Origin of the sequence: Methylobacterium cerastii (assembly GCF_022179125.1) — a bacterium.
In the GTDB taxonomy this organism is placed as follows: domain Bacteria; phylum Pseudomonadota; class Alphaproteobacteria; order Rhizobiales; family Beijerinckiaceae; genus Methylobacterium; species Methylobacterium cerastii.
Genome location: NZ_BPQG01000014.1, coordinates 1 through 11,958, shown reverse-complemented (window position 1 = coordinate 11,958; position 11,958 = coordinate 1). Strand labels below are relative to the sequence as shown.

Genomic DNA, 11,958 nt, shown 5'->3' with positions numbered 1-11,958 from the left:
GTGGAACCGGGGGAGGATCAGGCGGTGCTTGCGCCGCTTCTGCCTGCGCCTCCAGCATAGGGCGACCGTGGCGCCGGCCACTGCGCGCGGTCTTTGACGGCATCCTGTACGTGCTGCGGACAGGATGCGCGTAGCGGCATCTGCCGCTGGACTTCCCGCCGTGGAGCACGGTGCATCGTTGGTTCTTGCGCCTTTCCCAGACAGGCGTGTTCGAACGCCTCGCCCATGCCCTCACGCTGGCCGACCGTGCGCGGGTCGGACGCGAGGCCCGCCCGACCGGCTGTGTCGTCGATGCGCAAGCTGCCCGCTCGGGTGGCGTGGGGGTAGCCAGCAAGCGCGGTTACGATCCGGCCCGGCGGGTCGTCAGGTGCCCCTTCGACAAGCTCAGGATGAGGACGCCATGCGCTGACGGATCCGGACGGCCGCCTGCTCGTGGCTGGGGTCTCACCCGCTGACCTGCACGACAGCCACGGCGCGATTGCCTTGCTTCGTGCATCGCGTGGGCTGTTCCTTTCCTGGCCCGCTGCTTTGCTGACCGAGCCTATCGAGGCGAGCGCCTTGGCGCGGCCACCACCACCACGGTCGAGATCGTCGAACCCCCGGAAGGCCAGAAGGGCTTCGCGGTGCAGCCTAGGCGGTGGGTCATCGAGCGGACGCTCAGTTGGATCGCCCGCTGCCGCAGGCTGGCTTGCGACCACGAGGCTACCCCGTCTTCTGCGCTCGCCTTCTTCGTCCCTCGTCGTGGCCATGATCCTCGTCAGACAGATCGCCCGAGCCTTATAAAAAGGGGTCTGAAACAGAATGAGACGCCTCGCTCTCCTGCCCCCGCCCTACGGCGGCCTCGCGCCGACCGCGAAGAGAAGCGCGTGACCCGCGAGAGCGATACAGCCGGAACCAAAAAACATCTATCAGGAAATAGCTTGCTTCACGAATTTCAATTAGAGAAAACCCTTAGACGCCGAACACCAAGGAAAATTACATCCTAAATACTGCAGTCATTAACTACGAATTTTGTTTACAAATTTTAATATAAAAATTGAATTAATAAATATCGAAGATACTGTAAATGATATAGCTTTCTATTTCATATTAATTATTATTAATTATGGAACTTGATTTTCGCCAAATACGTTCTATAGTTGTTAAAATTATACGGAATAATATAAAATATTCATGCAAGAAGAGGAAGCAAAATGGCAGTGTTTGAAGAAATTTGTAGCTCTAATATTGCTCCTTTATTTCGCGTTCCACCGCGCATAGGAGTAGACAGCGCTTGGTGGGAGCATGTGCCCTTCGCTGCTTTAATAATTGAGCAAATGCGGCCAGACACAGTTGTTGAACTTGGAACACACAACGGTGTTTCATTTTTGGCATTCTGCGACGCCATGCAACGAGCAAATATCTCAGGTCGGTGTTATGCTATAGATACATGGGGCGGTGATCATCAAGCGGGTTTTTACGGAGAAGATGTGTACACAAGTCTGCATGACTTAGTTTATATGCGATACAGGCATTGCGCGGAATTAATTCGCTCAAAGTTTGAAGACGCTCTAAAATTTTTTTCGGATGGCTCAATAGACCTTTTACATATTGACGGTCTGCATACTTATGATGCCGTCAAGGCTGATTTCGACAGCTGGAAATGTAAGCTTTCAAGTAGAGGTGTTATACTATTCCACGATACAAATGTAAGACAAGGGGATTTTGGCGTTTATCGTTTATGGGAGGAACTTCGAGCTGCACATCCCTCCTTTGAATTTCTGCATGGCCACGGGCTTGGAGTGCTGTCCGTAGGAGAAGATCCTAGTCTATTCATTAAATCACTGTGCAGCCTTAACGGGTCTGCAACGCATGTTTTACGGGAAAGGCTTGCAAGTATCGGCGCTAGATGGACCTCCGTTGGTAAGGAAACTCATCTTATTAAAAAAGTGGAAGAACTTTCTGGTATCAACTTGTCTCTAGCTGAGAAAAGTACTGAGCTGAACCGTGTAAAATCAGCTTTCGCTGAGCAAGGTGCTGAGCTGAACCGTGTAAACTCAGCTTTCGCTGAGCAAGGTGCTGAACTCAAACAAGCTATAAGCATCATTGATAATAAAGATTTAAGAATTATTAATTTGCAAGAATTGATCGAAATCAGTAATAATAATATATTCGAGGTGGAAAAGTCACTAAATCAATCTGTAGAAATGCTTTCAAGAGAAAAATCTAATGCTGCAAAATTAGAAATAATGCTGAACGAGTGTAATAATAATCTGTTAAAACATATTCGAGGAAACTATATTAGAAAAATTATTCATTCCGTTAGGCGTTATATTTGAAGAATAAAATTTACTAATTTCCTAGTTCGTTCAATGAATAGCGATTGAGATCGTCTTAGATCCTATTTGAGGTGACCATTTCAGGCTGGATTATAGAGGGCGTTGGCGGCCATGTGGCTGGCAACGCAGGTGACACGACCCTTTGCGATGTCGAGGCAACCGGCACACTCGCCATTCAGGCCACCTTAGGGTCGAGCTTCATCAGCACCAGGAGGCGATGACGGCGGCGAGTGAGAGGGTGAAGGTGTCGTTGCGCGCCAGCTTGTCGTAGCAGGTGGCGATGCGGCGGGAATCCTTGAGACGGTTGAAGGTAGCCTCGATGCGCCAGCGCTCGCGGTAACGGGGCTGTTCGTGGCGGATGCGGCGTTTACGGCCGTACCTGCCCGGTATGACTGCTGTGATGCTTTTGGTCCGTAGGTCGGCGCGCAGTCAATCGGCGTCGTAGCTATTGTCGGCGGCCAAGCGGCGGATGCGCCCGGGGCCTCGGCCAGCACCGCCGCGGCGCTCGTCACATCGCTGGCGTTGCCCGGCGTTAGCAGTAGGACACAGCGACGGCCGAGGGCGTCGGTGAGGGTGTGGACTGCCCACCGTGCCCGCTTCGACAAGCTCAGGATGAGGGGCCGAGGCCTTGCGCGTTGCCCCCCTTTGCCGCCGTGGGCGCAGCGGTGGACCTGAATATAGGTGCTGTCGAAGGCGACCGCGTCGCTCGCTCCAGTTCGCGTTAGGGCTTGTTAGCGTCTGATCCAGTCGCAGGCGGCTTTGAGGCAGAGGACGTCCATGAAGCTGGGGGCTGTCTTTTCGTATCGTGTTGCGACGGCGCGCCATTCCTTGAGCCGCGCCCAGAGGCGTTCGACTTGGTTGCGGTTATTGTAGATCCAGTCTGGACAGGCGACCGGCGCCTCATTGCGTTTGCAGGGGATGGCCGGTCGTGCTCCGCGATCCCAGACATGCTGTCGAAAGGCATGGCTGGCATAGCCGCGATCGGCCACGACCCATTTCGGAATGCCGGGGAGGCTGTCGAGCAAGGCGGCGGCATGGGGGAGTTCATGCGCTTGTCCGGGGGCCAGGACGAAGGCCACCGCACGTCCTAAGCCGTCGGCGACGACGCAGGCCTTGGTGCCAAAGCCGCCACGAGAGCGCCCAAGCGCTTCACGTGCGTCCCGTTCAGCTTGAGGATCCCCTTTTTTGCGGCGCCTGCCGCCTTCTGGTGGGCGCGGATATTCGTGCCATCGAGAAATGAACCGCGCCGGGTTTCCCGGAGGCCATTTGGTTTGATTCAGGCTGCCAAGGTTTGCACCTCGGCCTGGGCATAGTAGCGCGCTTCAGCCTCGGCGGGAGGGATATTCCCGATCGGTTCGAGCAGACGACGGGTGTTGAACCAGTCGACCCATTCGAGGGTGGCGAACTCGACGGCCTCGAACGACCGCCATGGTCCACGCCGATGGATCACTTCGGCTTTGAACAGCCCGTTGATCGTCTCGGCGAGGGCATTGTCGTAGCTGTCGCCGACGCTGCCGACGGAAGGCTCGACACCGGCCTCGGCGAGCCGCTCGGTGTAGCGGATCGATAGGTATTGCGAGCCCCTATCGCTATGGTGCACGAGCCCATCACCCTGGTGGGGACGGCGCTCGTGCAGGGCCTGCTCCAAAGCGTCGAGCACGAAGGCGGCATGGGCGGTTCGGGAGACCCGCCAGCCGACGATGCGGCGGGCGAAGACGTCGATGACGAAGGCCACATAGACGAAGCCGGACCAGGTCGCGACGTAGGTGAAATCGCTGACCCACAAAGCGTTCGGGCGCGGTGCCTTGAACTGTCGGTTGACCCGGTCGAGCGGGCACGGAGCTGCCGGATCGGGGATCGTCGTCCGGACCGTCTTGCCCCGCACGACACCCTTCAGTCCCATCGCCCGCATCAGCCGCGCCACGGTGCACCGAGCCACCACGATCCCGTCCCGGCCGAGCTGCCGCCAGACCTTGCGCACCCCGTAGACGTGGAAGTTCGCCTCGAACACGCGCCGGATCTCGACCATCAGCGCCGCGTCGCTCCTGGCCCGTGCCGGTAGCTTCCCGGGATCGGCACGCCGCGCGGCATGGGCATGGTACGTCGACGGGGCGATCGGCAGCACCCTGCAGATCGGCTCGACCCCATAGACGGCCCGATGGTCATCGATAAACGCGATCATGTCCGCGACCGGCGGTCGAGCTCCGCCATGGCAAAATACGCCGACGCCTTCCTCAGGATCTCGTTGGCTTGGCGCAGTTCACGGTTCTCGCGCTCCAGCGCTTTGATCCGCTCGCGCTCGTCCGTGCTCGGGCCGCCCCGCTGTCCCGTGTCCCGCTCGGACTGCCGGATCCAGTTCCGGAGCGTCTCGCCCGAGCAGCCGATCTTGGCCGCGATCGAATTGATCGCCGCCCATTGCGAGGCATGCTCGCCTTGATGATCCAGGACCATCCGCACCGCGCGGGCACGGACCTCGGGGGAATAGGGTGGGGTTCGCTTCGTCATGGCTCCATCCTCTCAAGAGTTGGAGCCTCCGGGAAACCCGGCGCGGTTCATTCGGGCGGCTTCTTGGCGTGCGGACGACACGCCTCCACCATCGGCTCCAGTACGGACCATTGCGCGTCACTCAGCATGCCATCTCCTTCCATCGAAGGAAAAACGCAGCCGCGTGAACTCTGTTCAGACGCTAACAGACCCTAATCAATGAGAGTTGATAGAAGAGCCAGAACAAGTCTGTCATCACCGCATCGGAACTCCAAGCGACGGCTTTGGATTATAAAACCATTGCATCTGCAACACATTGATGCGGTTTTGACCCTAGGGCTGCAAGCTTCGCCATATAGATGTATATTTTTAAGTCATCTTTCTTACTAAATGTTTTTCTAAAAACAATCCTATTACGAGGCAAGATAAAGCAAAAAACAATGTGTATGTATAATCGACATTTATCGGCAAATCAGGATAATAGCCTAGGCGTACCCATTCAATCACCTGAACCGCGGGATTGTATTTTAAAAATTCATAAATCTGCTCTGGTAAAAAATTAGGCAAAAACATTACACCGCTTGTTGTATATATCACAACAGTAAATAGGATAAAACCAATTACCCATGCCGGGAAAAATGCAATTATGCTGACATTGACAGTGCCAACACCAATGCCCAGTAGTATCGCAGCTATATAACCGCACATAGCCGTGAATGGATCGGCCGGGACTGGATTAATGCCGCACAAGACCAGTATTGAGAATATTACTATCAGTCCTAAAAATCCTGTTACAATTTCTACAATGATTCTTGAAAAAATTACGTCAAATAGTTTAACTTGAGGATAGTATGTCAATGGACGATTAGAAAGCACAGCTTTCATAACCTCGCGAGCAATATATTGAAATGCTAAAACGGGGACCGCGCCACTTGCAAAAAATATAGCTCTACTGTCGCCAATTGGAGCCGGAACGCTACGGGTGACAAAAATTAGTACAAGCAAAAAAACGTGTACTACAGGCCACAACACCACCACCGCATAACCCCAATGAGATCCTCCGAAACGAGTGCGCATATCACGCAACATTAGCGCATGAAGAACATGTAGGTAAGATTCCATTCGGCTTCGTCTAGAAGTCATGTTATTGACAACACCTCTACCTGAGTCACTAAAATTATAACTAGACCTGCTCCAATTGTGGAATGGCTCAAGGCGTTTATAAAATTATTAATAGGTATTATATCCTTATATCGAAGAGAATGGCTCTGAAACTATTTTTTGCACACTCTAAGCCGCAATATGAGCCTCTTTTATGTCCATACTGTCGCCACGAGCGACGGACGAACAGTGGTGCGAACGCCAGGATGGGTTCGGCAAAGCAGGGGGGCAGATCAGGCATTAGCTGTCTGGTTGCGAGACCTCCTTGGCGTCTGCAACGATGCACCGTGCTCCACGGCGGGAAGTCCAGCGGCAGATGCCGCTACGCGCATCCTGTCCGCAGCACGTACAGGATGCCGTCAAAGACCGCGCGCAGTGGCCGGCGCCACGGTCGCCCTATGCTGGAGGCGCAGGCAGAAGCGGCGCAAGCACCGCCTACTCGGCATCACTAAGGCTGGTTGCGTAGGGCGGGCCCTCGCGCGCAAACTCGGCGCGGGCGACGGGCCGATCGTAGATCGGTGGGCGTCCACATCGGGGTTCCTGGGTGAGCGTCAGACACTCTCCCAACACCCATGATGCCCGCCGCTTACCCAAAAGCTAACCTGTTCAGCCCGTTATGAAACAGGATCTAACGCGCAGCGGCTCCGAGCGAAGCGCTGCGGCAGCCGAGATGGGCCGGGTTGGTAGAGACAACTCCTGCATTGCAGCCTCCTTGTGTGCCGACGTAGAGTTGGATCCCGCCTGAGCCGACGTTGGTAAGAAAGCCGATCGGCCGCGTACTGGCATTGAGATGACGTGGGTTGCTAGTGACAACTCCCGCGTCGATCCCGGCCTCCGTACCGGCATAGACGGCCACATCTCCCGTCGAGGAACGCAGCGCCAGTGTCAATCCCACAGGCGCTGTGGTGCATCCCTTGTAACTGGGATCGACCGTGACCTCGCCAGCGTTGCAGCCGGGTTGTGTCCCAACAAAGAGCATCACGCCTGTTACTATTTCAGCCTGCACCGTCGGGGCTGCGTCTGATCTTGCAATAGGCGCCGGGATACTAACTAGCGCGGTGCGCAGGGCCCGCATACCGGCCTTTACATCCTGTAGCGTGCCAACAAGCACGTAGCAGGTGTAGGTGTGGTCACCTGCTGGGATAGCGGTCGCGCGGAACACGCAGTTCCACTTGACCGTAGCATTGCCGGATCCCGGCAGTGTCGAGAAGTCGAAGCTGCCGTAACCTAAGCTCGGCATCGTGGGCTGAGGGAGGCCTGGGCTGTAGACGCCCATCGCTCGCGAGCCGTCGGCGGTGGAGAATATCACCGGCATGCCCTGCTCGCCAGGCTTCGACGAGAGGGTGGTAGCCTCGCCCGTCGTTGGGTCGAAGCTTGAGAAGCGGGCGAAGTCTGGCGGCATGTAGGCGGTCGCCACTTCGAAGGTGGCAGAGGCATGGGTCTGCGCGGTCGTGAAGGTCGCGTGGTACTCTATTGCGTTGGCGATGCCTGCAGCCCCTAGTGTCACGCGCTTCGTCAGTACGTCGTCCGAGCGCGATGTTTTGTAAGGGCCAGGTCCTCGCGGGCACGTGCCAACTGGCCGGCCTGGAGACATGAAGTAGGCCATTTGTGTGCGCGTCAGCAGCGTCGTTGGCCCAATCTCGAGAGCGTTGAGCAAGCTTGAACTTCGTAGGCCTTTGGCATCTCCGTCGCTGCCGGCCTCAGTCGGGTTGAGGCACTCACCGTAGCCGTCGTAAGACGAGGCTGATTGTAGTTCGCGACCGTGGTCGTAGGCATTGATGAACTGCGTACCGCTCCAGGTCAGGCTATCGATAGCGCCAGCCGTACGCGACGAGACGCCAACCGTAATAGTCGAGCCCGCAAACGGCCGGCTGATCGTTGCTCGCTTGCCGGGCTCCGGCCAAATGATCGACGACGCATCTTCGGCAAAGGCTCGGCAGGCGAGGGCGCTGAGCATCGCCATGGCGATAAACATGAGGCAGCGTGACTTCGATGCAAACATCGGGCGAGCTTAAAACCATAACCGACTTTGTTGCAACGCGAACATAGTAGTAGTGCTATTCCCTACGACTCATTTTCGTGACCGGTTCGCCGTTTGAACAGATACTGAAACACATCCATCTCCAAGGCCATTTTGAATCGCGCCGAGTTTCCCAAAAGCCATTTGGTTTAGGTCAGGTTGCTAAGGCTTGGACTTTGGCCTGGGCATAGTAGCGTGGTTCGGCCTCGGCAGGAGGGATACTAGCGATGGGTTCGAGCAGACTGTTTCACCCGGAAATGGTCGCTCTCGATCCTCTCCTCCAGATATTTGGTAACGTAGTGGATCGGCGTTCGCGATAGCAGGCTTGCCCTTGGGCTCTCGGCGATGGCCGGAGGGCAGGTGCTGGCGCTATCCGTACCGCTGCGGTCCGGTGCGAGCAACGGCTCGGCCAAAAGTGTTCTGCGGAAGAACCGCATGGCGGTGACCAAGTCTCGGTTAGCGGTCAGCAGAAAATCGACCGGATTGTGCCGCTATCCTTACCGTTTAAGCTTCTATGACTGGGACTCAGCGTGTGGCGACGGATGCTGAGATTGTGGCTGATGCCATCGGCGAGCATGGTAATCTCGCTGCTGCAGCTGTGGCAGCCCGGGCGCTACCGGAACACTGGCCCCAAATTCGGCCAGTGGCGGCAAAATTCACTTTGCGAACGGCCATGCCCATCCGTAGTGCGCGGTTGCGTTGCGAGTGCATCAGCCCCTCTACCTTTTGCGTAGGGACGAACCCTTCAAGAAGGCGTAGGAATTGTTTTTAGGTCATTGACGTCACTTTGTCGATTGCGCCGGTCAAAACGCTTCCTGAAGCCCCTCAGGTCGCCTTGCCACTCATACTCTCGGCAGTAATTCCTGTTGGTCTATAGGGCTGACTTAGTCAGATTTAATTAGAGCTGGTTTCCGGTTTGGATTGGGAAGCGGGTTTTTGCCGGATGGCAAAAAGGGACGGTCGTTGTGACCTACAACCTGTGGAAATCACAGGTTGTCTACTGTTGGTTCACAGTTTGGTTCGAAAAGACCGGAAATTGACCTCCGTCTGTAAGAAGGTCTCTTTAGATATCTATAAAGAGAGTCTTTATAAAAATTTCCCTGATGAAACATGGGGTTACGCATCAAATTTGGGGCCGGGATTCCGGTAGTTTGGGGCTGCACTTCCCGAGTTTGGGGCTGCACTTCCGCAAATTTGGGGCTGCACTTCCCGTGGGCGGCGCCTTATCCACAGGGTACCTCGATGATCCGAATGTGGTGAGCTCGCGTGGTTTTCCGCCGAAATTTGGGGCTGCTGTTCCGGTAGCTGGATAGGGGTCTGTGCTCCTCCCCTCTTGTGGGCAAATTGTCTATTACAGGCCGCTTCAGCAGGCCAAATTGGGGCTGCACTTCCCGACCCTAGTCAGTGAAAACAATGACTTATTAGACACCTCGGGCTGCGCCCTGTTCAAGACCACCTTGCGCACGCTAATCATGAATTTGGGGCTGCACTTCCCGTCAAAGATAAACAACTTCAGTAGCTTAGGCGATAAGCTGTGCAGCAGCTTGACCGGCGGAACGGGCAAGATCCACCTCCAGCTGCGTGGGTGCGGCGTGGACGTAGTGATAGCGCCGCGACTTCCTCCAGCCTGACCCGGTGATCTCTTCGCGCCAGTCTTTCAGACCGCCGGCGGCGACCATGTCGGCGAAGGCCTGTCGGCAGTCCTTGCGGAACTGCGCTCGGGTCGCACTGGTCTCTTTCTCCGCCCACAGATCACGGCCGGCTAGCTCGGCCAGACGAGTTTCATCAATCCACGCGTGCGCTGGCTGGCTGTCGATGAAGGGCCAGAATGATTTGGCGTGATCGCCCTTGAGACGGAACTGTACGTCGGCGTTGATGCTGACCAAGTGCGCCTTCTCGATCATGTGTAGCACGCTCGGTCCGTAGCGCACGACTACGCTGCTATCGAGCTGGGCGCCCTCCCAGGTCACTTCAGTGATTAGCGGCGCGGCGCTGCCGCGACCGTCTGGCAGGGCACCGCCGGCGCGGGTCTTTTTGATCTTATCGAGTTCGACCAGTGAGCGCCCTTCGTGAATCAGCACGCTGACCTGCTGGATCTCCTGGAACACATGCACGAGGCTCAGCAGGTTGTTGACGTGCTCGGTGCGCCCCATGACGCGGATCAGCTCACGCCAACTCGTGCGGGTCTCGTAGAAGGTCCACGTGGGCGAGATGAACGTGCCCGGCCGGTAGTCCGGGTTCGGCACGGACACCTTGTCCCGCTTGAGTCGGAACAGGGCATAGATGGCATCTCGGTGCTGGCTGCCTAGTTCGCGCCCTCTCACCTCAACGACCGAGTAGCCTGGCACTTCGTAGACGCGGGTGAAATTGCTATCAGTGACCAGGTTGATCTTGCGCGGCACGAACGCGGAGGTGCGCGCCAGGCGGTCGGGCATGGTGGCGGGGTTGCGCCGACCCCGGCGGTTTTTCAGCGTCCGTTCGCGGCGCTCGAGGCGCTGCTGTTCTTCGGGAGTGAGCGGTCGACCGGTTGTCATGCTGCGAGTCACGGTAGGGCTTCACGGGAACAGTGGCACCAAAATTCGGGAACAGCAGCCCCAAATTTCTGCCTGCGTGTTCAGCAGTCCGCATACAATCTGCAGCGGTGCAGGAGGACCCCCTCCCCTCTTTCAAATGGGCGTGTCGCGAACTCGGATCTGAGGCGCGGAACGACCTCAGCCGTCCCACTTTCACCCTTTGTTCTCCTGGGAGAGCCCGAAGCAGAGTGCCAACAGCTGGTCTTGCTTTGCGCACCGTCTATGCGCCGGTAAAGCTGAAGCCTTTGCGCAGCCAGAGCATGGCCTCGAAGCCCTGGATCGTGCGCCGGGCCGTGTTGAACGAGCGGAAGCCACCGACCCGCGGCATCGACCGCTTCACCCGGAAGTGGTCGCTCTCGATCCCCTGCTGCAGGTGCTTGGTGACGTAGTGGGTTGGGGTGCGCGGCAGCAGGCCCGCCTTCCGGCTCTCGGCGATGGCCGGTGGGTAAGGGCGGGCGCCATCCGTGCCGATGCGATCCGGAGCGAGCAACGGCTCGGCCGAAAGCATCTTGCGGAAGAACCGCTTGGCCGCATCGAGATCGCGGTTGGCTGTGAGGAGGAAGTCGACCGGATTGCCGTGCTTGTCGACGGCCCGGTAGAGGTAGCGCCACTCACCGCGCACCTTGATGTAGGTTTCGTCGATCCGGACGGATCCGCAGTGTGGTCGGCGGAACTGCCTCAACCGCTTCTCGATCAGCGGTGCGTAGGCCAGAACCCAACGGTTCAGGGTGCTGTGATCGACCTCCAGGCCGCGTTCCAGGAGCAGCTCCTCGATATCGCGGTAGCTGAGTGGGTAGCGCAGGTACCAGGAGACGGCCTGGACGATGAGCGCCGCCTCGTAGTGCCGGCCCTTGAAGTCGGCCTTGGCGCGCTGCTTGAGCTTGGCGGCGATAGCGGACAGGATCATAGGCCGGCTCCAGGGCGGAGGCGGCAAGCTGGTCAGGGATGGCTAGCGACCCGTGAGCGAAGCCGCATTCGCGCTTGCGACAGGCCCGTGGCGGCTAGCTCGAGGCAGCCGACTGCAAGTTAAGTACCGGCGGAATTAGGGCTGCAGCCCATTCTGGCTACGCCAAGCCGCGCTGCTTTGATCGATACATTCGGTTTGGAACGATGGGGTGACGGCTAAGTAGGCTGACTGCGAATTGCACATTAGCAGGGAGAGGGCCAACGACGCTTGCATAAACACCAATCTTATAATCTTTAATTTTTATATACCCACTTGACGAAATTACGCTGACGCAGTCATTGGTTGTATGATCGACGAATCAGACTGGTTTCGTTCGATTACTCTGGCACATAATAATCTAAGTTAAAAAATCCGGGAGGAATTGTTGTTATGGCAACGATATTTGTAGATCAGTCTGGCAATGGTGATTATACGACCATTCAGGCGGCGGTTGCG

At 56.9% G+C, this 11,958-nt stretch carries 5 protein-coding genes, 6 pseudogenes and 1 other annotated feature; of the genes and pseudogenes, 2 read left to right on the top strand and 9 right to left on the bottom strand.

Features of this window, described 5'->3' with window-relative positions; all coding sequences use genetic code 11:
• Both MFF13_RS06410 and MFF13_RS06405 read left to right on the top strand, forming a co-directional pair.
• A pseudogene (locus tag MFF13_RS06410) lies at positions 1-783 on the top strand (IS5 family transposase); the annotation flags it as partial.
• A 410-nt stretch (positions 784-1,193) separates the two neighbouring features.
• The gene (locus MFF13_RS06405) at positions 1,194-2,318 is read left to right on the top strand and encodes a class I SAM-dependent methyltransferase (RefSeq protein ID WP_238271499.1); all 1,125 of its coding nucleotides are present in this window, start codon (positions 1,194-1,196) and stop codon (positions 2,316-2,318) included.
• Between the two features lie 201 nt (positions 2,319-2,519).
• Here the strand turns inward: MFF13_RS06405 and MFF13_RS06400 are convergent.
• The 9 genes and pseudogenes from MFF13_RS06400 to MFF13_RS06360 all read right to left on the bottom strand — a co-directional run.
• A pseudogene (locus MFF13_RS06400) lies at positions 2,520-3,046 on the bottom strand (IS5 family transposase); the annotation flags it as partial.
• A 3-nt stretch (positions 3,047-3,049) separates the two neighbouring features.
• Positions 3,050-3,555, bottom strand: a pseudogene (locus MFF13_RS06395) (IS5 family transposase); the annotation flags it as partial.
• 39 nt (positions 3,556-3,594) lie between these two features.
• Positions 3,595-4,823, bottom strand: a protein-coding gene (locus tag MFF13_RS06390) for an IS3 family transposase (RefSeq protein WP_238271497.1) whose coding sequence is annotated in 2 segments (ribosomal slippage) — positions 3,595-4,535 and positions 4,535-4,823 — 1,230 coding nt in all. Because the reading frame shifts where the segments join, the coding sequence is not laid out codon by codon here.
• Positions 4,426-4,542 (bottom strand) — a sequence feature (AL1L pseudoknot). Its footprint overlaps the gene before it by 117 nt.
• 348 nt (positions 4,824-5,171) lie before the next feature.
• Positions 5,172-5,924, bottom strand: coding sequence for an ABC transporter permease (locus MFF13_RS06385; RefSeq protein WP_238271495.1), 753 nt, complete (start codon positions 5,922-5,924; stop codon positions 5,172-5,174).
• 364 nt (positions 5,925-6,288) lie between these two features.
• Positions 6,289-6,479: pseudogene (locus MFF13_RS06380) on the bottom strand (transposase); the annotation flags it as partial.
• Positions 6,480-6,591: 112 nt separating this feature from the next.
• On the bottom strand, positions 6,592-7,938 hold the full coding sequence (locus MFF13_RS06375) for a hypothetical protein (protein ID WP_238271493.1): 1,347 nt from the start codon (positions 7,936-7,938) through the stop codon (positions 6,592-6,594).
• Between the two features lie 287 nt (positions 7,939-8,225).
• Positions 8,226-8,462 (bottom strand): annotated as a pseudogene (locus tag MFF13_RS06370) (DDE-type integrase/transposase/recombinase); the annotation flags it as partial.
• A gap of 1,041 nt (positions 8,463-9,503) precedes the next feature.
• On the bottom strand, positions 9,504-10,517 hold the full coding sequence (locus MFF13_RS06365) for a hypothetical protein (RefSeq protein WP_238271491.1): 1,014 nt from the start codon (positions 10,515-10,517) through the stop codon (positions 9,504-9,506).
• Positions 10,518-10,709: 192 nt separating this feature from the next.
• Positions 10,710-11,463: pseudogene (locus tag MFF13_RS06360) on the bottom strand (IS6 family transposase).
• Between the last annotated feature and the right edge of the window lie 495 nt (positions 11,464-11,958).

Excerpts from the sequence above, each read along its gene's own strand:
- MFF13_RS06365 (WP_238271491.1), bottom strand. The coding sequence starts at position 10,517 with ATGACAACCGGTCGACCGCTCACTCCCGAAGAACAGCAGCGCCTCGAG.
- MFF13_RS06375 (WP_238271493.1), bottom strand. The coding sequence starts at position 7,938 with ATGTTTATCGCCATGGCGATGCTCAGCGCCCTCGCCTGCCGAGCCTTT.
- MFF13_RS06405 (WP_238271499.1), top strand. The coding sequence starts at position 1,194 with ATGGCAGTGTTTGAAGAAATTTGTAGCTCTAATATTGCTCCTTTATTT.
- MFF13_RS06385 (WP_238271495.1), bottom strand. The coding sequence starts at position 5,924 with ATGGAATCTTACCTACATGTTCTTCATGCGCTAATGTTGCGTGATATG.